Annotated in this window: 22 protein-coding genes; 5 read left to right on the top strand and 17 right to left on the bottom strand. The window is 33.6% G+C overall.

Annotated elements, in window-relative coordinates:
- Positions 1-2: 2 nt before the first annotated feature.
- The 5 genes from AABL81_RS05520 to AABL81_RS05500 form a co-directional block, all read right to left on the bottom strand.
- Positions 3-1,196: an aspartate aminotransferase family protein gene (locus AABL81_RS05520; protein WP_158211245.1), complete on the bottom strand. Its 1,194-nt coding sequence runs from the start codon at positions 1,194-1,196 to the stop codon at positions 3-5.
- A 20-nt stretch (positions 1,197-1,216) separates the two neighbouring features.
- Entirely contained in the window at positions 1,217-2,968 is a 1,752-nt protein-coding gene (locus AABL81_RS05515; RefSeq protein WP_158211244.1) for an OstA-like protein, read from the bottom strand.
- A gap of 120 nt (positions 2,969-3,088) precedes the next feature.
- Positions 3,089-4,360, bottom strand: a complete 1,272-nt coding sequence (locus AABL81_RS05510) for an adenylosuccinate synthase (protein WP_341340528.1) — start codon at positions 4,358-4,360, stop codon at positions 3,089-3,091.
- Positions 4,361-4,387: 27 nt separating this feature from the next.
- On the bottom strand, positions 4,388-4,858 hold the full coding sequence (locus tag AABL81_RS05505) for a Fur family transcriptional regulator (RefSeq protein WP_090410024.1): 471 nt from the start codon (positions 4,856-4,858) through the stop codon (positions 4,388-4,390).
- A 96-nt stretch (positions 4,859-4,954) separates the two neighbouring features.
- Positions 4,955-7,168, bottom strand: coding sequence for a RelA/SpoT family protein (locus tag AABL81_RS05500; RefSeq protein WP_341340527.1), 2,214 nt, complete (start codon positions 7,166-7,168; stop codon positions 4,955-4,957).
- A 1,091-nt stretch (positions 7,169-8,259) separates the two neighbouring features.
- On the opposite strand from AABL81_RS05500, the gene AABL81_RS05495 reads away from it, so the two are divergent.
- Both AABL81_RS05495 and AABL81_RS05490 read left to right on the top strand, forming a co-directional pair.
- Entirely contained in the window at positions 8,260-9,132 is an 873-nt protein-coding gene (locus AABL81_RS05495) for a helix-turn-helix domain-containing protein (protein ID WP_341340526.1), read from the top strand.
- A gap of 76 nt (positions 9,133-9,208) precedes the next feature.
- A complete protein-coding gene (locus tag AABL81_RS05490) occupies positions 9,209-10,366 on the top strand; it encodes an iron-containing alcohol dehydrogenase (RefSeq protein ID WP_341340525.1) in 1,158 nt (385 codons plus the stop codon).
- An 89-nt stretch (positions 10,367-10,455) separates the two neighbouring features.
- Here the strand turns inward: AABL81_RS05490 and AABL81_RS05485 are convergent, their stop codons facing one another.
- The 7 genes from AABL81_RS05485 to AABL81_RS05455 are packed head-to-tail and all read right to left on the bottom strand — an operon-like array spanning position 10,456 to position 17,522.
- Positions 10,456-11,250, bottom strand: a complete 795-nt coding sequence (locus AABL81_RS05485) for a TrmH family RNA methyltransferase (RefSeq protein ID WP_158211384.1) — start codon at positions 11,248-11,250, stop codon at positions 10,456-10,458.
- A gap of 4 nt (positions 11,251-11,254) precedes the next feature.
- Complete coding sequence (locus AABL81_RS05480; RefSeq protein ID WP_158211239.1) at positions 11,255-12,589, bottom strand: DUF58 domain-containing protein; 1,335 nt, start codon at positions 12,587-12,589, stop codon at positions 11,255-11,257.
- Positions 12,590-12,601: 12 nt separating this feature from the next.
- A complete protein-coding gene (locus tag AABL81_RS05475) occupies positions 12,602-13,600 on the bottom strand; it encodes an AAA family ATPase (RefSeq protein WP_341340524.1) in 999 nt (332 codons plus the stop codon).
- Between the two features lie 9 nt (positions 13,601-13,609).
- Positions 13,610-14,818, bottom strand: a complete 1,209-nt coding sequence (locus AABL81_RS05470; RefSeq protein WP_341340523.1) for a hypothetical protein — start codon at positions 14,816-14,818, stop codon at positions 13,610-13,612.
- A complete protein-coding gene (locus AABL81_RS05465) occupies positions 14,815-15,621 on the bottom strand; it encodes a DUF4129 domain-containing protein (RefSeq protein WP_341340522.1) in 807 nt (268 codons plus the stop codon). The genes AABL81_RS05470 and AABL81_RS05465 overlap by 4 nt, the downstream gene beginning before the upstream one ends.
- Positions 15,621-16,541 (bottom strand): hypothetical protein, encoded by a 921-nt coding sequence (locus AABL81_RS05460; protein ID WP_341340521.1) that lies wholly within the window; start codon positions 16,539-16,541, stop codon positions 15,621-15,623. The genes AABL81_RS05465 and AABL81_RS05460 overlap by 1 nt, the downstream gene beginning before the upstream one ends.
- 12 nt (positions 16,542-16,553) lie before the next feature.
- Positions 16,554-17,522 (bottom strand): stage II sporulation protein M, encoded by a 969-nt coding sequence (locus AABL81_RS05455; RefSeq protein ID WP_341340520.1) that lies wholly within the window; start codon positions 17,520-17,522, stop codon positions 16,554-16,556.
- A 22-nt stretch (positions 17,523-17,544) separates the two neighbouring features.
- Here AABL81_RS05455 and AABL81_RS05450 point away from each other — a divergent pair, with 22 nt between their 5' ends.
- Together AABL81_RS05450 and AABL81_RS05445 are read left to right on the top strand one after the other, a co-directional pair.
- Positions 17,545-18,285: an RDD family protein gene (locus AABL81_RS05450; RefSeq protein ID WP_158211233.1), complete on the top strand. Its 741-nt coding sequence runs from the start codon at positions 17,545-17,547 to the stop codon at positions 18,283-18,285.
- A gap of 21 nt (positions 18,286-18,306) precedes the next feature.
- A complete protein-coding gene (locus AABL81_RS05445) occupies positions 18,307-18,915 on the top strand; it encodes a trimeric intracellular cation channel family protein (RefSeq protein WP_158211232.1) in 609 nt (202 codons plus the stop codon).
- On the opposite strand, the gene AABL81_RS05440 is transcribed toward AABL81_RS05445, so the two are convergent.
- From AABL81_RS05440 to AABL81_RS05420, 5 genes are all read right to left on the bottom strand, one after another.
- Complete coding sequence (locus tag AABL81_RS05440; RefSeq protein ID WP_341340519.1) at positions 18,912-20,588, bottom strand: hypothetical protein; 1,677 nt, start codon at positions 20,586-20,588, stop codon at positions 18,912-18,914. The two genes, AABL81_RS05445 and AABL81_RS05440, sit on opposite strands and share 4 nt — an antisense overlap.
- A gap of 212 nt (positions 20,589-20,800) precedes the next feature.
- Positions 20,801-21,325, bottom strand: coding sequence for a mechanosensitive ion channel domain-containing protein (locus AABL81_RS05435; protein ID WP_341340518.1), 525 nt, complete (start codon positions 21,323-21,325; stop codon positions 20,801-20,803).
- Between the two features lie 2 nt (positions 21,326-21,327).
- Positions 21,328-21,915, bottom strand: coding sequence for a Maf family nucleotide pyrophosphatase (locus tag AABL81_RS05430; RefSeq protein WP_158211229.1), 588 nt, complete (start codon positions 21,913-21,915; stop codon positions 21,328-21,330).
- A 12-nt stretch (positions 21,916-21,927) separates the two neighbouring features.
- Positions 21,928-22,455, bottom strand: a complete 528-nt coding sequence (locus AABL81_RS05425) for a KdsC family phosphatase (protein ID WP_158211228.1) — start codon at positions 22,453-22,455, stop codon at positions 21,928-21,930.
- A complete protein-coding gene (locus AABL81_RS05420; protein WP_158211227.1) occupies positions 22,455-23,204 on the bottom strand; it encodes a Rossmann-like and DUF2520 domain-containing protein in 750 nt (249 codons plus the stop codon). The genes AABL81_RS05425 and AABL81_RS05420 overlap by 1 nt, the downstream gene beginning before the upstream one ends.
- Before the next feature lie 58 nt (positions 23,205-23,262).
- Between AABL81_RS05420 and AABL81_RS05415 the strand changes: the two genes are divergently transcribed.
- On the top strand, positions 23,263-23,652 hold the full coding sequence (locus AABL81_RS05415; RefSeq protein WP_341340517.1) for a group III truncated hemoglobin: 390 nt from the start codon (positions 23,263-23,265) through the stop codon (positions 23,650-23,652).
- Positions 23,653-23,663: the final 11 nt, after the last annotated feature.

The raw sequence follows: 23,663 nt of genomic DNA, 5'->3' as shown, positions 1-23,663 counted from the left end.
AATTATAATCCTAATTCTTTTTGTACTTCATTCAGTGCTTCAATAATCATAGCACATCCTTCTTTTATTTCGTCTTCTGAAACTGTTAATGGTGGAGTAATACGAATTGCTTTTCCTTCAAATAACAACCAGAATAAGATTAATCCTTTTTCTTGACATTTCATAATTACGCGATTTGTAATATCTGCGCTCAATGTCATCGGTGCTAACATCAGTCCGCGACCTCTAATATCTGTAATTAATGGGTGAACCAACAACTCTCTAAACAGCTTTTCTTTTTCAAGTGTTTGCGCCATTAAGTCTGTTTCAACTAACTCTTTTAACGTTGCTAAAGACGCTGCTGCAATCACAGGGTGACCACCGAAAGTAGTGATATGTCCAAACTTCGGATTGTCATATAACATATCCATGTGTTTATCACTCGCAGTAAAAGCACCAACAGGCATTCCACCTCCCATACCTTTACCCATAACGATTACGTCAGGAACAACATCGTAATTTTGGAAACCGAATAATTTCCCCGTTCTACCAAAACCAGGTTGAATCTCATCGACAATCATCAAAGCACCAACTTCTTCACAACGCTTTTTAACCTTAGTTAAGAATCCGTCAAACGGTTCAACAAAACCTGCACCACCTTGAATTGTTTCAAGAATGATACCTGCCGTTTTAGTGGTTATCTTTTCTAAATCTTCCACACAGTTGAAGTGAATGAAATCAACATCTGGTAATAGGGGGCGGAAAGCGCGTTTGCGTTCTTCAAAACCCATTACACTCATTGATCCCATCGTGTTTCCGTGGTAAGCGTTAAAACAAGAGATAAGTTGGCTTCTACCAGTTACTCTTTTCGCAAGTTTTAAGGCTCCCTCAGTTGCCTCAGTACCTGAATTTACTAAGTATGTTTTATTAAGCGGAGCAGGGATGTTCTCTGCTAGTATTTTACAAAACTCAACAGCTGGGTCTTGAATATACTCACCGTAAACCATTACGTGAGAGTATTTATCCAATTGGTCTTTAATTGCTTGATTAACCTTTGGGTTTTGATGTCCAAGGGTACAAGCAGATACGCCTGCTACAAAGTCTAAGTAAGCTTTATTATTATTGTCGTATATGTATGAACCTTTTGCGTATGATACTTGCATAGCTAAAGGATTCGGTGATGTCTGAGCTTGGTATTTAAAAAAATCTTCTTTCATTATTTTGATTCTTTTATTGTCTATTTTGTAATCTTTTGCACTTGTGCTTTTTTTGCGCTTTGTTGTAACTGTTTAGCAGGTGCAGTGTTATTTTGAATTTGAAGAGGAGTAGGTACCCTTTCTTCCTTTTTCTTTTCTACTTTCTTTTCTTTTGTATGAGAAGAGGAAGTAGACATTGTTTCTGGTTGCAGTTCTAACGGTTTGTCAAATCCTGCTTTTTTATCATCTCTTTCCTTTTCTGTTTTCTTTTCATTTAAGAGTTCTTCATCAGTAAATATATCGTCCAAAGAGTTGATTTTTTCATCTCCTCTCCAAAGGAAATCTCTTAGTAATCTTGCACTTTTAGGTAGTAGTGCGTCAGGATATAAATCACTTGACGGAGCTACGAACTTCGTAGCAGTGGCAATTTTACCATCGTCAAAAGTCACGTTTATATGACTACAAATACCTTTGTCAATTCCTACTAACTCATCTTTATCATTATACATATAGTAAATGATTTCGGCATTTTTAATCAAGTCAAGTTCAGAAAGTTTATTTTCTTTAAACTTACCATATAAGTTAACACCTTTCAGTTGATTATATCCAGTGCCTATGGAATCTTTTTGAATAGCAAAAGCATTGTCTATCACCTTAATTGAATCCATTTGCTCAGTTTGCATATTGCTCAGCATATGAATTAATCGACCTGTTAATTGTGTTTCTCCGTTCCATAATACAGGTTTTCCAATCATTTGTGTCAGTCCAATTTTTTCATTCCAATGAATAGAATCAGCCTTACCACTCATACTATCTCTAAAAATTCGAGCATCTTTATAAGCACGAATTACTCTCTCTTTATCTTTTCCTGTCAATAAAATTCGAGGAGCGTGCATATACACAGAATCTCCTTCTTGCGATTTCATACTAACTAAAGCTTTCTTTGTAACATACATCGAATCTTGAGCTTTGTATAGTTCGGCATAATGCCCTGTAATCTTAGCTTTATTGATTGTATCCGTAATAACTACATTATTTGTAGCAGAAGCATAATCTTTTTGTTTCGCATAATAAATTGAATCACCAGCTATTTTTCGCTGATCGTACCATATATACGAGTTCTTTACCATTTTTCCGATGTCACTTTTAACATCGTAGAAACCATTTTCAGTATAAATGTAATCCCCTTTATTAGTTACCGTTGACGGACCATAAACATAGGCGTGTTCAGGTACTTCATAAAAGTCTAAGTGATTTGATTTAACTACAGTTCCTTGTTCAGAAGTAATTGTAACAGCAGTGAAGAATTGAAACTTCTTTTCTTCCGTGAAATATTTTCCACGTTGGCTCTCTAAGACATTCCCTTTGTTGTTAATCACAGCGTGAGAATCGTAAAATACTAAATTCTGAAAACGGTCATACTTCAAAGTATCTGTTTCCATAGTAGAGTCAGGAGAAGTTAAAAGTACATCACCTTGTGCATAAGCAAATCCATTGACTCCATTATACTCAGCGTATTTACTATTCATCGTCAAGGTATCTCCTTGGACAATGTGTACATCACCAAAAAGTTTAAGGTAGTTTTCTTTTTCGAAGTAGTATGCTTTGTTACACGTCATATTTAAACCATCGTGTTCCGCAGAAATATTCCCCGTTAGAATTACCGCATCGGGTAAAACCTGTTGGTTAATGTCTGAATAATCAGCGTGATGTATGATGATTTTTTTTTTGTCTTGACTAAAACTAAGTAACGTGAAAAGTATAAAAATTACAGAATAATGTATTGCTCTCAAGTCGATATATTTTTGTCAAATTTAAGTAAAAAATGTGAACAAAGATTTTAGTTAAGAATAAATTATATTTAGGAAAGTAAAAAGATAAAAAAAACACTTCCGAAGAAGTGTTTTAGTGTATTATTTAACGATTGTTTGCGTTCTATCAGGACCAACAGATACAATTTTAATAGGCACATTAAGTTCTTTTTCAATGAACGTGATGTATTCTTTTAATTCTGAAGGTAATTCCTCGTAAGAAGTCATTCCAGTTAAGTCAGCTTTCCATCCTTTTACTTCAGTATAGATTGGCTCAACGTTTTCTGGTTCGATGTTGTAAGGTAAATGATCGATTTCTTCTCCTTTATATTTGTACGCAGTACAGATTTTTAAAGTTTCAAAACCAGAAAGCACGTCAGCTTTCATCATATACAATTCAGTAACACCATTAACTTCAACTGCATATTTTAAAGCAACTAAGTCTAACCAACCACAACGTCTTGCACGACCTGTAACTGATCCAAACTCACGACCTACATTAGCCATAGTAGCTCCGATTTCGTCGCTTAACTCAGTAGGGAATGGTCCGCTACCAACTCTTGTAGTGTATGCTTTGAAAATACCGAATACGTTTTTCACTTTGTTTGGAGGAACTCCTAAACCAGTACACGCACCAGCAGCAGTAGTAGTAGAAGAAGTAACAAATGGGTAAGTACCAAAGTCAACGTCAAGTAAAGACCCTTGAGCTCCTTCTGCTAATATTGATTTTCCATCTTTTAAAGCAGTACTAACGTAGTTCTCGCTATCGATGAAAGTTAATTTTTTAAGTTGTTCAACAGAAGTGAAAAATTCCTCTTCTAATTCAGCAAGATTATATTGTAAATCCACATCGTGGAACTTAATCATTGCTTCGTGTTTGTCAGCTAAAGCGCGGTAACGCTCTTTAAAATCAGCTAATTCAATATCACCAACTCTTACACCGTTTCTACCAGTTTTGTCCATATAAGTAGGACCAATTCCTTTTAATGTAGAACCGATTTTAGCTTTCCCCTTTGCAGCTTCAGATGCAGCATCAAGTAAACGGTGAGTAGGTAAAATAAGGTGAGCTTTTCTTGAAATCAATAATCTTGAGTAGATATCAATATTAAATTTTTCAAGTCCTTCAATTTCTTTTATAAATACCACTGGATCAATTACAACACCGTTTCCGATGATGTTCATAGAATTTTTATGGAAAATACCCGACGGGATAGTGCGTAGTACGTGTTTGATACCATCAAATTCTAAAGTGTGTCCAGCATTTGGTCCACCTTGAAAGCGAGCAATAATGTCGTATTTAGAAGTAAGTACATCAACGATTTTACCTTTTCCTTCATCGCCCCATTGCAGGCCTAGTAGTAAGTCTACTGTCATTATTTGTGTTGTTAAATTGTTTTATTTTTAGTTGTTTTCCTTTTTCTCAGCTTCAGCTTCCGGATTCTTTCTTGAACCATAGAAGTAAAGAGAGTGATTATGGATATCTATATTAAAGATCTCTTCGATCGTTTTTTTGATCGTCTGAATACGAGGATCGCAAAATTCAATTACTTCACCTGTATCAGTTAAAATAATATGATCGTGTTGTTTGTCAAAATATGATTTCTCATAATGTGCTTGGTTTTGACCAAATTGGTGTCTTCTAACCAATCCACATTCAAGCAATATTTCAATAGTATTGTAAAGGGTAGCTCTACTAACTCTATAGTTTTTATTTTTCATTTTGATGTAAAGAGATTCTATATCAAAATGATCTTCACTATCATAAATTTCTTGTAGAATAGCATACCTCTCAGGAGTCTTACGATGCCCTCTGTCTTCTAAGAACTTCGTAAAAACATTTTTAACGATTTCTTGATTTTTTTCACTTCCCATTTTCAAAATATCTTAGGTGCAAATATAGAGCTATTTTCTTTTCAGACGAAAAATAAAAATAAGCTTCATCTATATTCATATAACTTTTACTTATTCTTAAGAAGGATTAACTCTTGACACTTTGTCAATTCCTTCTATCTTTTTGATGTTCATCATCATTTTTTTCAACACGTCATTATTTGGAACAGTAACAGTGATTGAACCTTTAAATAATCCCGCATTTTCACTTAATGAGATACTGCGAATATTAACCACTTTACTCTCCATAATAATCTTAGTGATATCAGTAGTTAAACCAGCAGAATCCAAACCAGTAATATTAATAGTAGCTTCAAAGTTCATTGCAGTTTGAGAATCAACCCATTTAGCAGGTATAATTCTATAAGCATAGTTTGAACGCATACTAATAGCATTCGGACAATCTGTTTTATGTACTTTGATTCCCTCATTAATGGTTACAAAGCCAAATACGTCATCTCCAGGAATAGGATTACAACACGTAGCCAATTTATAATTAAGCTTTTCTTCATCCTTACCAAACACTAATAAATCTGGCACTTTTCCGCTTGCTGTATCACTTGTAGGAATAGAAGGTGCTCTCTTAATAGTCTTTTTAAAGAAACTAAATAGGGAGTTATTTCTATTCGCTGCAAATTCTTTCAGTTGCGTATTATCAATCATTCCAGAACCCACGCGATAAAATACCTCTTGGCTTGTTTTCACTCTAAAGTGCGCCACCATTTCATTCACTACACTCTCGTCTAATGTAATTTTAAGGTGTTTTAATTTGCGGACTAACTGTTCTTTTCCTTCGTCAGCAATTTTCTTTGTATCCTCGTTTAGTGCACTTTTAATCTTGTTTTTCGCACGAGAAGTAGTTACGTAATCTAACCAACTGACATTCGGTTTTTTACTTTCAGAAGTAATGATTTCTACCTGATCACCACTTGACAATACGTGGTTTAATGGAACTAAACGTCCATTCACACGAGTTCCTCTTGTGTGTAATCCCACCTCAGAGTGAATAGAGAAAGCAAAGTCTAACGCAGTAGCCCCTTTAGGAAGCGATTTAATTTCACCCTTAGGAGTAAAGATATAAATCTCCTTAGCATATAAACTAAGTTTAAAGTCCTCCACAAAATCCACTGCATCAGTTTCGGCATTTTCTAACGCCTCTTTCAGTTGATTTAACCAGATATCAAGGTTATTTTCTTCTGTAACCCCATTTTTATATTTGTAGTGAGCAGCATAACCTTTCTCAGCAATTTCATCCATTCGTTCACTTCGGATTTGAATTTCAACCCATCTACCTTTTGGGCCCATTACAGTAATATGCAAGGCTTCATATCCAGTTGATTTAGGAGCAGAAATCCAATCTCTCAAGCGGTTGGGGCTTGGGCGATAATGGTCAGTTACGATAGAATAAATCTTCCAGGCAATGAATTTCTCATCGTGAGGATTAGACTTATAAATAATACGCAAAGCAAATTTGTCGTACACCTCGTCAAAAGTTACGTTCTGTGCTTTCATTTTGCGTCGGATAGAGTAGATAGACTTTGGACGTCCTTTCATTGAATAATCAATGTGTTCTTCATCCAAAGAAGCTTTTAGCGTATCACTCACCGATTTAATATACGCATCTTGTTCTTCCTTGCTCTCTTTCATTCTATTTACAATGTCTTTGTAAACGCGAGGCTCAGTATATTTAAGACCTAAGTCTTCTAATTTTGTTTTGATGTTAAACAAACCAAGTCTATGCGCCAAAGGAGCGTAGATATATAATGTTTCAGAAGCAATTTTGGCTTGTTTATAATCCACCATACTGTCCATTGTTTGCATATTGTGCAAGCGGTCAGCAATTTTAATAAGGATTACACGAACGTCATCATTCAACGTCAATAGCATTTTTCGGTAGTTCTCTGCCTGCATAGAAATATGCGGGTCAGGTTCAAACGTAGCCATTTTAGTCAACCCTTCAACAATCTTAGCAATTTTAGGGTTAAACCATTCTTCTATTTGTTCTACTGTAATGTCTGTGTCTTCTACAACGTCGTGTAGTAAAGCTGAAGCAATAGATGTAGGTCCCAAACCAATTTCGCTTGCTACAATTTTAGCAACAGCGATTGGGTGGAAGATATATGCCTCTCCAGATTTTCTGCGTTGAGGTCTGTGTGCCTCTACAGCTACGTCAAACGCTTTTCTGATTAACTTTTTATCGTCGTCAGTTAAAGTTTGATAACTTATTTGGAGAAGTTCTTTATACTCTCTTGCGATAGCTTTGTTTTCAATTTCAATTTCTGCCTCTGTCATAAATTACTCTTCTTAATATCGTAAATAACCTTGTATTAAATATATGAAAAAAAACAATGTATAAACCGCATAATGGTTTAAAAATATAAGGTACATCATTTATAAAACCTGATAAAATTTATAGAATATAAAATATCACGTTTTGTGATTTAACGTAAAGATTTACAAAACTTTACTAAAGTACAAACAATTTTATTATGTAGGAGTGTAAAATTATAAGAATTAAAAAGCCTTAAAAGTGACTTCTTTTGACAGTGTGTTAAAGCTACTTTTCTGCTTTTTTAGAGAAATTAAGGAGTAGAATTGTTTTGATTTATGTTTGAATGCTTCCCAAATAAAAGTATAATGTCTCATAATGTTATCATACGATTTTTACACAATACATATAAAGTATTATAAACATTGGGTTTTAAATTATTGTATCGCAAATAAAATACAAAAAAGTGTTTTAGATTGTACTACAACGTTTTTTTGTCTTAAAGACACACACTTTATTCCTAATAAAACCAAGGCTTACAAGTGTTTTGATTGTACCATGTTCGAGACATGTTCGAGACAAGTACCACATTTACTCGGAAATAGGGTGGTATTTCCGAAGGAGTGTAGAACTAATGTGGTACTTGTGTCGAATGAGTGCTAAACAAAACTAAGCGTAAAGTAATTTGTTTACCCAAACATAGCCTTTTCTGTCAATTTTGAGTTACTACAAATAGGAAAGAAGGGATTAGTAAAATAGTCGGGAATGATGAGAACTTAGAAGTTTTGACAAGTGAAAAAGTCCTTAATTTTTTACTGATTTCTGTACTTTATGTAAGCTATATTTATTAACTAAAAGAACTTAGAAGAATTATTAGCACGAAAAACACCTATATTAAAAAACAGGTTTGATATTTTGTTTGTAGGTTTGTAGTCAATCAAATCTCTCCCTAACAATAAGTATAGCTATGTAGTAATGTTTGGCTATATGACACTAAGAATATGATGATATGACAAGTTAGAACCACATTGTTGGATGACGATGGTTTTCTTGTAGTGTAAAGGGAGGTTGACAACAGTGTTTATGTTGTTAGTAAATATTAAAAAGCTTTAGTTTGAAAAGGATAGAAATAAAAAATAAGATTCAAAAACAAGAGGACAAAAGCCTTTCGTTTCGTGTATATGATTTGACAAAAGATAACTTACAAGATTATCTTAAACCACATAAAAAAGACCACTTTTGTATTTTTATAGTAGAATCGGGGGAGATAGATCTTCAGTTAGAAGCTAATATTATTTCGCTAAAATCAGGTAGAATTTCTATTGTATTTCCAGAACAGATAGCGGCTGTTTTGTCTGTATCGGAAGAAATATCTGGAAAAATATTGCTGTTTGAAGAAGTGTTGTTTTGTTCGGATATTTTGAAGAACGAATTGCTGTCGTATAACGTTAATTTATCAACTAACTTAAATTCAATTATTCTATCTCCGGCAGAGTTTGAACGTGCAAAAATGGTGGTTTCTAATATTGAAGGTATTTATGAAAGCCCGAGTTTAATGCGTAAGGAACAAGCGCGATTTTATATCAAAATCTTGTTGTTAGGGCTTATTGAATCTATTCACGGACAACAACCAATCTTTCAGTATGAGATAGATAAAACGGTTTATATTCGTTTTAAAAAGATGTTGAACGAACAGTATAAAAGCGAGAAAACAGTGAAGTTTTATGCGGATAGTTTGGCTATTTCTACTAAGAAATTAAATAGTATTACGAAAAGACATTGTGGCGAAACAGCCATTAATGCAATACATACGCGTATTTTACAAGAGATTAAAAGGTTGTTGTTGTTTTCTGATTGGACCCATAAACAGATATCTTTAGAACTTGGGTTTAGTTCGCCCTCTGCCTTAAATAAATTCGTTAAAAACAAATTAGATGAAACGCCAACAGAACTTCAAAATGAGTTGGCTCAAATTTATAACAAATAGGACTAAGAGTATAACATCTGAGGGGAGGATTGCCCATACTTTTGCTTCAGAAATTAAACAGAAAAATTAGTCTATAATGGGTAAGTTATTTATTGCTGGTGAGATGTTCCACGGTGCTGGAAGTCTTCAAGAATTAAAAAATATAAAAGGGAGCAAAGCGGTAATCGTTACAGGTGGAAGCTCAATGAAGAAAAGCGGAATGTTAGGTAAAGCAATTGCTTACTTAGAAGAAGCTGGATTAGAGATTAAAACGTATGAAGGAGTAGAAGAAGATCCATCATCTGATACTTGTTTCAAAGGAGCAGAGTTGATGAAAGAATTTCAACCTGACTGGGTTGTAGGTCTTGGAGGATGTTCTGCAATTGATGCTGCAAAAATGATGTGGGTATTCTACGAACACCCAAATGCTGATTTTGATGCAATGACAGTTCCTTTTAAAGTACCTACTTTACGTAACAAAGCTAAGTTTATTGCAATCCCTTCTACAAGTGGTACAGGTACAGAAACTACTGGTTTAGCTGTAATTACTGACCGCGAAAAAGGTGTGAAATACCCTATCGTATCGTATGAATTAACACCAGATATTGCTATCGTAGATGGAGAGATTTGTGAATCTATGCCAGCTCACGTTACTTCTAATACTGGTTTAGATGCATTAACTCACTGTGTTGAGGCGTATGTTTCTAATATCGAAGATAATTATGCTGATGTATTGGCTAAAGGTGGTTTAGAGATTGTTTTCAACAACTTGAAAGAAGCAGTTAAAAATCCTAACAATATTGTAGCTCGTCAAAATATGCACGATGCTTCATTTATGGGAGGTCTTGCTTTTAACAATGCTTGGTTGGGAATTGTTCACTCTTTATCTCATCAAGTAGGTGCGTTATATGGCATTCCCCACGGTGCTTCTAACGCAATCTTCTTACCAAACGTAATTCGTTATAACGCAAAAGTTACTAATCGTTTTAAAGACCTTGCTAAGGTTCTTGAAAAGGAAACAGCAGAAGACTTAGCTCAAGCGGTTGAAACGTTAAGAGCTGAGGTTAATAACCAAGCGGCGATTAAAGACTTCGGAATTTCACGTGAGGATTGGGATAAAAACTTAGACTTCATTGCTAACAATGCTTTCTTAGACCCTTGTACTGGTTTCAACCCAAGAAAACCAACTGTTCAAGAGTTAAAAGATATCTACAATGCTTGTTATGATGGTCTTGTTTTTGTAGAAAACAACTAATCAAAGTATTTAAAAGTTTAGAGAACAATAGTTCTTAAATCACGAAAGCCTGTCGATTGACAGGCTTTTTTGTTATAGGATGATTTCGCTTATTTAAAATCGCGTTGTCTTTTTGCTTCAAAAAGTAGGATAGAGGCAGCAACGGATACGTTCATAGAATCAATAACACCACTCATTGGAATGATGATGTTTTTTGTACTGGCATCTCTCCATTGTTGCGTAAGTCCTGTCGCTTCTGTACCTACTACAAAAGCTGTCGCTTCTGTGTAATTTCTTGTGTGGTAAGAAGTAGAATCTTGTAAAGTAGCACAATAGATATTGATATTGCGCTCTTTTAAAAAGGCAATTGCTTCTTCTGTTGTAGCCATTGCAATCTGATTGGTAAATACACAACCAACACTTGAACGGATGATGTTCGGGTTGTATAAATCACTACGTGGGTTAGCAATGATAACAGCATCAATATTAGCAGCATCTGCTGTTCGTAGTATAGCTCCAATATTCCCTGGCTTTTCAGGTGCTTCTGCAATTAGTATAATCGGATTTTCAGAAAGCTTCAAGTCTGCTAAAGAAAGTGTTTTCGTTTGCGCTATTGCAATCACTCCCTCTGTTGTATCTCTATAGGCTAACTTCTGGTAGACGTCTTTTGATATTTCTATCAACTCAGTTTCTGCTGTAATAAAAGGTTTTAAGCTTTGCTCACTAATGATGTCAGCATAGAAAAGTAACGTCTTCATTACATAGCCACCTTTAGTTGCTAATTCGATTTCTCTAACCCCCTCGATGATGAAAGAGTTGCTTTGTTTTCTATTTCTTGCTTTTTCTTGTAGTTGAACAATACTTTTAATAAAAGGATTTTGAGGACTGTCTATTTTTTTTATCATCATTTTATAAGGTACCTTTTGCTTTGATTTGCAGGTATTTATTTATGGTATTTATGGATAATTCTTCTGGTGCGGTTAGTATGGATTGTATTCCATATTTTGTCAATTCATTGACGATTAATCGCTTTTCAAAGTTAAATTTTTCTGCAATTACTTTGTCAAAAATATCATCAATGTTTTTTGCCTTTTTATTTGTCAGTTTTGTCAACTCTGTATTTTCAAAAAACACAACTAATAAGACGTGGTTTTTGGCAATAGCTCTTAGGTAAGGCAGTTGTCTTTTTAAACTATTCATCGACTCAAAGTTGGTGTATAATATAATCAGACTTCGATGGGTAATTTTGTGCTTTATTTGTGCGTATAACTTTCCGAAATCACTTTCAACAAAGTTTGTTGTTACGCGATACAGTTGCTCCATTATTTTGTGCAACTGCGTTTTTTTACTATCCGCAGGGAGTTGGTTTTTAATGTCCTCCGAAAAAGTCATTAAACCTACTTTATCGTTCTTTTTTAGAATTACGTTAGACAGGGCTAAAGTTGAATTAATAGCATAGTCTAAGAGCGATAGCCCGTTAAAAGGCATTTGCATAACGCGCCCTCTATCAATGATACAGTAAACTGTTTCTGTGTTTTCATCTTGGTATTGGTTTACCATCAACTCGTTTTTCTTAGCGGTTGCTTTCCAGTTGATAGTGCGTATATCGTCTCCTAAAACATATTCTTTAATTTGCTCGAACTCTGTAGTGTTGCCAATTTTCCTGATTTTCTTCATTCCAAAGGCGTATTTGTTTTTCGAAAACGCCATCAAGTCGTATTTTTTCATTTGGATAAATGAAGGGTAACTTGGCAATGTAGCTTGGTCGCAAAAAACATAGCGTTTAGCTACTAATCCCAAAGCAGAAGAAACATAGATATTTAGTTTTCCAAATAGGTACTCTCCGCGTTCTTTAGGTGAAAGAGTATAGGAAATAGTCTTGTGTTCTTTAGCCAGTAAGGTTCTCTTGATTTCAAAGTCCCTTTTTTGAAATTGAAAAGGTATCTCGTCTATTATTTCACAGTGAAAAGTAATAGGAGATTGATTTTCAATCGAAATATAGATAGGGTTATCATCTCCATTAGACAGTTTTTCTGGCAAAATACGCACAGCATTGACTTTGTTTTTCTTAGAAAACAATAAGGTTATATCTACTAATATCGCAGCAAAAAACAATAGGAATAGTCCCCAAACAACTAAGTATAGCACAGGAAAAATAAACGCAAGTGCAAATAAGACCATAATACTACCAAGGCCTATATACACGCGTTTCTGAAGATAAAGTTGTTTGAAAAATTTAAACATAATGTCTTACAATTATCTTGGGATATCTATTGATTCTACGATTTGATTTATAATGTCATTTGCCGTAACACCTTCCATTTCTCTTTCCGGAGAAACAATAATACGGTGTTGCAACACAGGGATAGCTGCTTCTTTGATGTCTTCAGGTGTAACAAAATCTCTGTTGTTGATAGCAGCAAAACCTTTAGCCGCATTTAAAATAGCAATTGAGGCACGAGGAGATGCTCCTAAGTATAACAAGGAGTTTGTTCTGGTATTAGCAACAATCTTAGCAATGTATTCTATGATGTTTTTCTCTACAATAATCTCTTTAATCAACTTTTGAAAAGCAATGATTTCAGTAGGAGTTAGTACTTTTTGTATTTGGTCTAACTTCTTCTTGTCTTGTAATTCGTGTTCTTTTTGAATAATAGCAATTTCCTCTTCTAAAGAAGGGTAGTCAATGCTAATTTTAAACAAGAAACGGTCTAATTGTGCTTCTGGTAAGCGGTATGTTCCCTCTTGCTCAATTGGGTTTTGTGTTGCAATTACTAAAAACGGAGCATCCATTGTATATGTTTTGCTGTCGATAGTAATTTGGCGTTCCTCCATTACCTCAAACAAGGCAGCTTGTGTTTTAGCCGGAGCACGGTTAATCTCATCAATCAATACTAAGTTAGAAAAGATAGGTCCTTTTTTAAACTCAAATGCCGATTGTTGCATATTGAAAATAGACGTACCTAAAATATCTGAAGGCATTAAATCAGGCGTAAACTGAATACGGCTAAAGTCCATATCAATAGCTTGTGCCAGTAGTTTAGCAGAAAGTGTTTTTGCAACTCCAGGCACCCCTTCTAATAAGATGTGGCCATTGGCAAGGAGAGCCACTATGATTTGGTCTATCGTCTTTTCTTGTCCGATAATTACTTTGTGTATTTCACTTCTAATAGCCTTTACTTTTTCTTGTAATAAGCTCAAGTCTAAACGTGATTCAAAGTGTAAGTTTTCTGATGAAATTGGCGTGTTTTCCATAGTATATTTTTAATCAATGATTTTCTCTATTATTTTATTTAACGCAACTAATTGTGCTTCTGAAGCGCTGTTAGGAGTTGCTTTGAACTGTTCTACAAAAGAAACAAACTGTTTGATGTCTTGTTTGTCCTTACCTGTTTTAGCGTGTAAATCAAGGATAAACTGTTCGTTTAACTTAGTTGTATCAATCCAATATTTACGTCTTATTTTTTCTAAAGTGTAAATAATTGACTTATTGATGAGGTCTTCATAATCTTTGTTTTGCAAGTATAGATTAGAAACTGTTTTTGTAAAGTCAACTGTTGTATTTGACAAAGGTTTGATAATCGGGATGACACGTTGTTTTCGCTTTGCTGTAAATAAGATAAAAACAACAAGTGAAATCAAGAAGAAATACCACATCCACTTCAAAGCAGGATTGTTTAGAATAAAACGCAACATTGAATTGGATATATACTTTTCGTCGCCAGCAATTTTAGTTACTGAGAAAAATAAATCTCCCCTTGGTATATACGATAAAACACCAGCGATGTAAATATGATTATTACTTTTTAGCATATTGTAATTCGTAAACATAGCAGGTTCAGTTCCTAAAATAAGAGACCCTTTGCCTATAGGTATGCGAATTAAGTTAGGAAATTTGTCTCCTTTTATTTTAGAATACCCAAGTACTTCAGCAGTTTCTTTTAGTTCTTCAGACAGGTCAAAGTATCTAAAAGTAGGGTTGTCAAGTATAAAAGAGTAAGAAGTAAGGTTCTTATTTGTCAGTGAAACCGAAAGGTTTATGTCTTCTGTTAAGGTATAGTTTTCATATCTTTTTTTCATAGACATTGTTTCAAGACCTCTTATTCCATCAATATACTTTTGAAAGATTAAGACTGTATTACCGTAAGCAACATAATCCGCTATATCACTCATCGAATGCTCGCTGATGTACTCATAGCCTTTAATAGATATAACAGACGCTGAAGTTATTGAATCCGTTGCCTTTTCAGCAAAGAAGTTATACATATTATCAGTAATGCGGGTAACAGCTGTACGATTGTCTAAGAGCTTGTCTATTTCGTTGTCCAATACATATAGACCATAAGGAATCTTATCAACATTGCTGTAAGATTCAGTCCAATTGATAGGTGGTTTTCTGCTGGATTCTATGAAGTAAATAAAACCAAGAATCACGAAGAAAAAGAATATAAATCTATTTATAGAGTTTTTCACGATACATTGGTTTTTAAGATTGTTTCATAAGAACGCTTGGCTTGGAAGAACTCAGCTTCTGTAATTTCGTGTTCTCCGTACCAGATATTATTATAGATATAAGAAAGGTATTGGAAATTCTCTCTTGTTTTTTCATCTTTTATTTCTGCAACATAATCAGAGTTTGTCTTTTCTATATGCCATTCAATTTGTTTACTCTCCTGTAATGACTGTAACAGCCATAGGTAGTAATAGCGAATTGCTAATCTGTATTGCGATTCGTTTATTGTTTTAGAAAGTAAGGTAGGGAAGTGTACCGTTGTTAAGTTCTTCTCTACATCATCTACAGGTATTGCAACTTTCTTAGAACGCTTTTTAAAGAGCCAATAAGCATCTTTTTGTACAAAGGCTCTAATGATGTAAAACACCAGTATACCCACAGTAAAAATGGAAAGGATTCTGTAGAAGATAGTAAGCCTACTTTGTGTTTCATAATCGACATCAAATGCACTAAAGAAATCAGAAATAAGATCTCTTAACCAATTTTTAAAGCGTTGCCATATTGAATCGTCAGCTTTGGTTTCCTCATAGTCGAAGTTTTGGTCTTTTTTATACTTCTCTTTAAAGTTTTTGTCAAACTGAAGTACAGCAATATCACTCTCCTTATCTTCTAAAAGGGGAGTAGTCTTTTTGTTTTTTTTGTGTGTGTGGCGTTCTACGACAGGCGGAAGCTGGGTTCGAATAGAATCAATAGCTTTCGGTTGAGCGTTAAGTGAGCCAACTACAAGTGTTAGGGATAATATTGTAAAAAGAGTTTTCTTCATTAGTTGTTACCTATCATATCAATATCAATGTGAGATTGCGTGTTTTCTTTGTGTTCACGAGCACTATAGTAAATCATACCTTGGTTGATAATCAATAGGCTGTTAGCAAAGAATGACAATATTGTAGATAAAATAACAACAGCAATCATCATAATCTTGTATCCCGATGTCATAGTAATATCTTCAATATTTCTATCTGATGTGAATATACCTACGTAAAAAATTACTTGAGGAATAGCAGATAGAATTGACGCTACGATATTAATCACAAGATACACAATAGCCGTGTTACCAACGATAGGCCAGAAATTTGATTTAACGATATAAAAAGCCGTTTGGAATGCTGTGAAGAACCCTACTTTTTTAGTTACATATTCATAGTATGCAATGGTTGTCCATGAGGTAAACGTTGGTAATAAGATTAAAAGTAAAGGTAGTCCGATGATTAGGAATATTAATAATGCCGAGATGAAGAAAACAATCATCATCAAAGGAAAAATTAGAAACATAGTACCTAAAACAAAAACAAGAAGGCGACCGAAGTCTTTTTTAAATTCACTCTTAATAGGAGCAATTTCTTTGTATTGATTAGGAATTGTTGTGATGTTTTTTAAGTAATAAATAGGGAATGTATAAGCAAGAATTGAAATTGCTATTCCAACTAAAAAAGTAAGAAAGGCGATTAGTATAGCCCATCCGAAATTAGTGTTTAGAAACTCATCAACAGAATCCATTGAATCATTCATCACGGTTTTAAAGAACATATCAAACAAGAAATAAACACAAACAAACAACACTAACAGCAGTGGTCCACAAAGCGTAAATAAATTGGTGAAGAATGTTTTTCCTTCCATTTTAAAGAAAGAAATGGTATCGTTGATATAATCACTAAAGTTTCTTTTTTTGAATACTTGGAACATAGTGTATGCGTTTTATAAGTTGATTAAATGTTTTTTGTAAACCTTCTTTGGATAGATAAAAAAGTAAAATAGTATCAAGTAGAAGGTTCCAAATATAATTATATAGTTCAGAATGTCTGGCATTTCTTTGGCATAACGGGTTATAAAACCTTCAATAAAAGCGGCTACTATAATGAAAGGGACCATTGCAATGAATATTTTAAAACCGTTGCTAAAGCCAAGTTTAAAAGAGTTCATACGTGAGTATGTTTTTGGGAAGAGAAGGCTTGCTCCAAAAACAAAACCAGCAAACGCTTCAATGATAATACCTGTTATTTCAATAGCTCCGTGTAACCATATTCCTCTAAAGCTATCCATAAAAGCATTCTCTTTGACAAACAAATATTGGAATGATCCGACCATAATAGCATTATAAAATAGGAAAAGGAGGGTGCCTAAACCAGCAAATATTCCAAATACGAAAAACTTTAACCCAACAAATAAGTTGTTAAAGGCAATTCCGATAAAACTCCCCCAGTTACTTCCTGATTTATAAATACCCATTGCATCGTCTTTTTTGATGTTTTCTAAGGTTAAATTGACGTAGCTATCACCCAAAACAAGACGTATGAAATCTAAATCGTAATGTGCTGAAAGTGCGCCAATACCAGCAAGAAGAAAGAAGGTAAAGACAGTGAAGTATAAAAGACTTTTGTGTTCGTAGACAATAAGAGGTACTTCCGTTTTAAAAAAATGTACAACTCTATTTTCTTCGATGCGTTTAGTTTTATAAATTTTTTGATAAGTTTGCGCTGCTAAAGTGTTGAGATATTGTGTAACTTTACTCTTGGGATAATAAGTTTGCGCGAAGGATAAGTCATTCATTATCTGAATGTACATATCAGCAAGGTAATCGGGTTTGTGTGTAGTATTTGAATAGATTATATTTTCAAATTCTATCCATTGATTCTTATTGTTTTTTATAAAAGCGACTTCCCTCATTTAACACGGCAAAATAATGTTTATGGCTAAATTAACAATAAATACAACACAAAATATTAAAATAGAATTTAAAAGTGCGTCGCTTGGTGAGCGAATTATCGCATTTGTTCTTGATAATATATTCAAGTTGCTATACATTATTTTAGTTAGTTATATCATTAATAAGTTTAGGTTAGCAAAAGGTTTTGATGATAATTGGTCGGAGATGGCATTTTGGATTATATCATTTAGTCCGGTTTTTTTCTACACACTATTCTTTGAGTCGATTATGCAGGGTGCTACACCCGGGAAGAAAATAATGCGTATTCGCGTGATTAAAATAGATGGTTATGAAGCGTCAATTGTTGATTATGCTACCCGTTGGGTTATGGGGCTAATTGATTTTTGGATGATGTCTGGAGCGATTGGCGTAATTTCGATTGCAAGTTCTCCAAAGAGTCAGCGATTGGGAGATATTTTAGCCGGAACATCTGTTATTTCAATTAAAGAACGCGTACCCTTAAGTGCTACTATTTTTCAGGAAGTAGCCTCATCATATATCCCTTTATTTCCTCAGGTGCTTAACCTAAGTGATAAAGACGTTTATATTATTAAAGAAGCGTTGCTTAGCTATAAGCAAACGAAAGATCATTCGCTTTTACAAAAGCTGGTAAGCAAAGTGGAAAGTGTGATAGGAGTAGGGGGAAGAAGATCAACACTAACAGATTTAGAATTTATAGAGGCTGTATTGAAAGATTACAATCAGATGACAGCTAAGATTTAATAGAATTACTTTAAAAAATACATGTACAGCTTTTTCGAGATTTTAGATTTATTAGGAACATTAGCGTTTGCTATATCTGGTGCCTTAGCCGGTCGTGAGCGTAGGTTAGATTTGTTTGGAATGAGTATTTTAGCGTTTGCTACTGCAATTGGTGGAGGAACAGTGAGAGATGTGATGATTGGATATACTCCAGTAATGTGGCTAACAAACTTGAACTACTTTTTTATTACGCTATTTGGTGTGTTCTTAGCGATTATTTTTTATAAAAAATTCAACTTTTTGAGATATTCTCTTTTCTTATTTGATACAATTGGTATAGCTGTGTTTACACTAATTGGAATTGAGAAAGGAATGAACGTAGGTTTACACCCAATAATCTGCGTTACATTAGGAACGATTACTGCTTGTTTTGGAGGAGTAATACGTGATATTTTAGCGAATAAAATTCCTATTATTTTCAAGCAAGAGATCTACGCTACAGCTTGTATATTAGGAGGTTTAATGTACTATGTGTTGAATTACTTTGAATTGAGTAAAGACATTTTATATATTGGAACAGCTGGAATTATTATAGTAATTCGCTTATTAGCTGTTAAGTATAAATGGAGTCTTCCTTTTGCTACGGTTTAAAAGTTGTTTTTAATTATTTGACAAGCTTCTATTGTATTGTGAAATAGGTAAGTGAAAAGGAATACTAAAAGTACACCGATAGAGTTAAACCAAATGTAATGTATGTCTATAGTGAAGAATAAAATCATAATACTTATTTGTGCAGTTATTCCACTGTAGAGTACGGCTAATTTGTGAACATTAGGAGTGAGTACCGCTATTAGTAAAAGGCCTAAAATAGTTCCGAAAAATAGTGAAGAATAACACCAAAGCATTTGAATTAGGTTACTAAATACTGGGATTGTGTAACACAATGCAAGGGCTAATAGTAGACACACGGAAGCTATAATGGGCTGAATGACACTTGGTTTTATCTCAGTTTTAGTATTTGGACCAAAGTAGTGTAAAGATCTTTGTGAGAGGTATTTGACTTCGTTATGCACCATTGCTATCATACTGATTAAAAATAATGCAATTACAAAACCTGTTATTCCAGCAGGAATCTCATTGATTATAAAATCTAATAGAATAAAATCAGAATCGTTGATTTCGAGTTTACCATTAGCTTTTCTAATGGTTTGCTGAGCAGCTTTGTGTAGTTCATGTTCATTTTCGTTTAAACAGACTAATTGATATTGCAGTACTGGGTTGCTGTAATTTTGGTATATCTGTCCGGTGTACAATTGGCTAACTTCTTGTTTGTGGACTTGTAATACATTGTATTTCTGCTGTATACTGTCATATTCTTGAGCATACGGAGAGTTCATTACAATATATTCGTTATGAGGATTGTAATGAAGCTTAGGTGTATTGAATTGATAAAAAGTAAACAGCATACAACCTGTAAATAAAATAAGAGCTTGTAAAGGAATATTGAATAAACCATTCATAATTAAGCTGTCTTTTGTTCTACTGCTATATTTTGTTTTATTGTAGATTGCTAAAACTCTTGTTTCGAGACTAAGTAAGGCAATGAATAATAGGGTACCATTTACCATTCCATTGATATACGTTAATCCTTTTTTAAGAGAAAGAGAAGGCACAATTATTTTTAGTTTATCAAAAGAATCTGCAAATTTCAAAACATCATTAAACCCCATACCATCAGGTAATTTGTAAAGAATATCAAGAATGATAGCAATCATTAATGTAATAAAACACAATAATTGCATCTTTTTAGGGAATATTTTTGTTTTGTGTTTATAGATGACTGTCAGTGTGATACAAATGAAAGTTACAATAAGAAGTAGTGATTTAAAGCTTACTCTAACCAATAGTGAAAGGATAATAGAAATGGCGTAAAGGCATACACTTAATAGTAATATCTTTTGAATAATAAATAGGGATATGGCGAGTCTACTAACTTTAGTTCCAAGTTTCTCTTCAATGAATTCAAAAGCATTAGTGGTTGTACTCGCTTTGAATTTAGGGAGTATATAGGCGCAAATAATATATATGGCAAGTGGAATACCAAGGAAGAATTGTAGGAAGGTCATCCCGTAATAATAAGCTATTCCAGGAAGGGATATAAATGTAAATGACAGGGTTTGTATTCCTAAAATTTTGAAGCCATAATACAAAGTTGATGGTTCGTAAATTGAGGTGGGGGTGGCACGTCTTCTTTGTCTAATTTGATTAAAAGTGATTAACAAGAATAGTACTATAATAAATATGCTCCAATCTAATAGGTTCATGGGAATGTGAATTGTATTTGTAGCCTATGTTTGGTAGAATAGTTTGGTAGAGTGTTAATAGCGTAGGAGAGAAGCTTAAAAAAAAAGCCAGTTACACTAAATAGCGTAACTGGCTTTAGTACTACTACCATTTTTACTATTAAAACCGCAATAGTAAATACAATTTTTGTGCCATTGTATATATTTGAATACTGTTAAAAGTAATATTTAACTTATATACTTGGACTATCTTGATCTTTATGTTTATCAATAATGACAATTCCTTTTTGCAATAGTAAACTGTTAGGATAAGATATTTTTTCTTTATCAACAGTTAATAAAATAGTGCAGAAAGCTTTGATATCGATTATTTCAGCTTCAATAGGGAAGTCTTTATCTTGAATTCTAATTGTATTTCCAATTCTAAAAGGGAATGAGAAAAACAATAAAATACCTGCTGTAATATTACTAAGCAATGACCACTGAGCAAACATCGCAACTCCAATTACAGTAAATACAGAGGTAATTGTCAGCATAAAGTTTTCTGGTTTTACTCCCCAAATAGTTAATATTAATATGAGGTAAAGAAACAAGATAAGCGTATTGAATAGTCTAATAACTAAGTTAACTCTGCTATCTTTTCTATCCTCTTTGGAAGAGAAAGAACGAATAATATAAGCAGCTATTTTTTTAGTTGGAATATATAATACGATAACAATTGCTGTTGTTATTATTTCACGAAAATATTCTTGTAACATTGTTATTCTTTAATAAATTGAATTAACTCTTGTACTAATTCGGTTGTTGGTAAGCCTACAATATTAGTGTAAGAACCATCAATCTTTTCAATACCAACTAAACCAATCCACTCTTGAATTCCGTACGCACCAGCTTTATCAAATGGTTTATAATTGTCAATATAATAATAGATAACTTCATCTGACAATTCAGCAAAAGTAACTTTTGTGATACAGTTAAATATTCTTGTTTTACTCTTATTTCTAAGGCAAACAGAGCTAATAACTTCGTGTTCTTTTCCGCTGATGCTTTTAATCATTTCATAAGCTTCTTGTCTGTTTGCTGGCTTTCCTAAAGATTGGTTGTTGTTCCAAACAGTAGTATCACTTGTAATTAATATTTCATTATCGCTTTCAAGTGAAATGGCTTCTGATTTTGCTTTTGCTATAAAATCTGTTATTTCTCCAGCTTGTAATTCTTCAGGGTAGCTTTCATCTATATCAGATGCTCTGACTACAAAGGGAATGCCAAGTTCTTGTAAAAATTGCTTTCTACGAGGAGAATTAGAGCCTAAGACAATTGCATATTCTTTAAATAATATATCTAACATATAAGGAGAACATTAATCGTATTTAGCGTCAAAATGTTGAAACCACTTTTGTTGTGTTTTCATTACTTGTTCAATAACATCTCTTGCAGCACCTTTTCCTCCATTAACATGAGAGATATATTTAGCTACGCGTTTTATTTCTGGAACAGCATCTTGTGGACAAGTAGGTAATGCTACTTCATGCATAATATGATAGTCAGGAATATCGTCACCCATATAAAGAATATTCTCTGGGTTTAGATTGTATTTTGCAATGATTTCTTTGAATACAGTTACCTTGTTGGGAACAGCCATATAGATTTCTTTCACCCCTAAGTTTTGTAATCTAATGCGTACTCCATCATTACTACCTCCAGAAATAATACATACTTGGTAACCATTTTCAATAGCAGCTTTGATAGCGTATCCGTCACGGATACTCATATCTCTTAATAGGCTACCATCTTGAGCTACGTGTACATTTCCATCTGTAAGTACACCATCTACATCAAAAATAAATGTAGTGATGTCATTCATTATTTCTTTAAAGTGTTTAGACATTATTTGCTTTGTATTGATTTTGTTATTAATTGGTATATTTCTTTTTTAATTGGGTCGTTTAAGGCATTAAGGTGTCTGTCTATAATACTTTGATCACCTCTAATGGCTGGACCAGTTTGTGCGTCTTTAGGAGCTAAAACCTCAATTTTATGTGCTGTTTCTAAGATTAGCGGTTTTAGGATGTCAAAAGGCACATTATTTTCTTTACAGATTTCCTCACCTAACGTACATAAGTGATTTGTAAAATTGTTTACAAATACTGCTGCTAAGTGAATGGCTTGACGTTGTGTACTGCTAATTTTATAAACGCGTTCAGAGAATTTTATTGCTATTTTTTCTAAAAGAAGAAAGTCATCTATATTACTTGCCTCTAAACAAAAAGGGATTGCCGAAAAGTCAACTTCTTTGTCAAGAGAAAACGTTTGTAACATATAAAAGACACCTTTTCTATTTGTGTTTTGGATACTATCCATTGGTTTAGTACCCGAAGTATGAACAACAAAAGAATTAGGAAAAGGTATTGCATTTGAAACTTCTTCGATAGCATCATCGCTTACAGCAATGATAAATAAATCAGCAGGTTTTAATAAGTTAAGGTCTGTTATTATTTGATTGTGCGAAACTAAGTTACTAACTTTGTTAGGAGTTCGAGCATAAACTTGTTGTAGTGTAATGTTATCTTGTTCTAAGATATTTAGGATCAAGTGATGCGCTACTTTTCCCGAACCTAATATTGAAATAGTTATCATAGCAATGTGATTGAGGGTTTGTGGGGTATTTATTAATAGGTAAAAATAAGCATTTGTAATGAAAAAAGATATAGAAAGTATAGAAGATATTAAGGTTTTGGTAGATACCTTTTACGGACGAGTGCAAAAAAATGATTTAATAGGGCCAATATTTGAAAGTAAATTGGTTGGTCGTTGGCCAGAGCATTTAGAAAAAATGTACAAATTTTGGCAGACAATTCTATTAGAAGAGTACTCTTATAGTGGACGTCCTTTTCCACCACACGCACAACTACCTGTGAGCCAGGAGCACTTTGATACGTGGAAACATTTATTTAATAGTACTGTAGATGAGTTATATGAAGGGAAATTAGCAGAAGAAGCTAAATGGAGGGCAGAACGTATGGCAGCAATGTTTTTAAGTAAAATAGAGTACTTTAGAGATATGGGAAGTAAACCTCTTACGTAGTTATAAGCAAT

The sequence above is a fragment of the Myroides sp. C1519 genome, from assembly GCF_038039755.1.
In the GTDB taxonomy this organism is placed as follows: Bacteria; Bacteroidota; Bacteroidia; order Flavobacteriales; family Flavobacteriaceae; genus Flavobacterium; species Flavobacterium phaeum_A.
This window is presented reverse-complemented; position numbering and strand designations above follow the sequence as displayed.

Coding starts and splice junctions, on each gene's coding strand:
- AABL81_RS05475 (WP_341340524.1), bottom strand. CDS start 13,600: ATGGAAAACACGCCAATTTCATCAGAAAACTTACACTTTGAATCACGT.
- AABL81_RS05465 (WP_341340522.1), bottom strand. CDS start 15,621: ATGAAGAAAACTCTTTTTACAATATTATCCCTAACACTTGTAGTTGGC.
- AABL81_RS05480 (WP_158211239.1), bottom strand. CDS start 12,589: ATGTTTAAATTTTTCAAACAACTTTATCTTCAGAAACGCGTGTATATA.
- AABL81_RS05510 (WP_341340528.1), bottom strand. CDS start 4,360: ATGACAGTAGACTTACTACTAGGCCTGCAATGGGGCGATGAAGGAAAA.
- AABL81_RS05520 (WP_158211245.1), bottom strand. CDS start 1,196: ATGAAAGAAGATTTTTTTAAATACCAAGCTCAGACATCACCGAATCCT.
- AABL81_RS05450 (WP_158211233.1), top strand. CDS start 17,545: ATGGCTAAATTAACAATAAATACAACACAAAATATTAAAATAGAATTT.
- AABL81_RS05485 (WP_158211384.1), bottom strand. CDS start 11,250: ATGATAAAAAAAATAGACAGTCCTCAAAATCCTTTTATTAAAAGTATT.
- AABL81_RS05490 (WP_341340525.1), top strand. CDS start 9,209: ATGGGTAAGTTATTTATTGCTGGTGAGATGTTCCACGGTGCTGGAAGT.
- AABL81_RS05420 (WP_158211227.1), bottom strand. CDS start 23,204: ATGATAACTATTTCAATATTAGGTTCGGGAAAAGTAGCGCATCACTTG.
- AABL81_RS05455 (WP_341340520.1), bottom strand. CDS start 17,522: ATGAGGGAAGTCGCTTTTATAAAAAACAATAAGAATCAATGGATAGAA.
- AABL81_RS05460 (WP_341340521.1), bottom strand. CDS start 16,541: ATGTTCCAAGTATTCAAAAAAAGAAACTTTAGTGATTATATCAACGAT.
- AABL81_RS05415 (WP_341340517.1), top strand. CDS start 23,263: ATGAAAAAAGATATAGAAAGTATAGAAGATATTAAGGTTTTGGTAGAT.
- AABL81_RS05430 (WP_158211229.1), bottom strand. CDS start 21,915: ATGTTAGATATATTATTTAAAGAATATGCAATTGTCTTAGGCTCTAAT.
- AABL81_RS05445 (WP_158211232.1), top strand. CDS start 18,307: ATGTACAGCTTTTTCGAGATTTTAGATTTATTAGGAACATTAGCGTTT.
- AABL81_RS05435 (WP_341340518.1), bottom strand. CDS start 21,325: ATGTTACAAGAATATTTTCGTGAAATAATAACAACAGCAATTGTTATC.
- AABL81_RS05425 (WP_158211228.1), bottom strand. CDS start 22,455: ATGTCTAAACACTTTAAAGAAATAATGAATGACATCACTACATTTATT.
- AABL81_RS05440 (WP_341340519.1), bottom strand. CDS start 20,588: ATGAACCTATTAGATTGGAGCATATTTATTATAGTACTATTCTTGTTA.
- AABL81_RS05500 (WP_341340527.1), bottom strand. CDS start 7,168: ATGACAGAGGCAGAAATTGAAATTGAAAACAAAGCTATCGCAAGAGAG.
- AABL81_RS05505 (WP_090410024.1), bottom strand. CDS start 4,858: ATGGGAAGTGAAAAAAATCAAGAAATCGTTAAAAATGTTTTTACGAAG.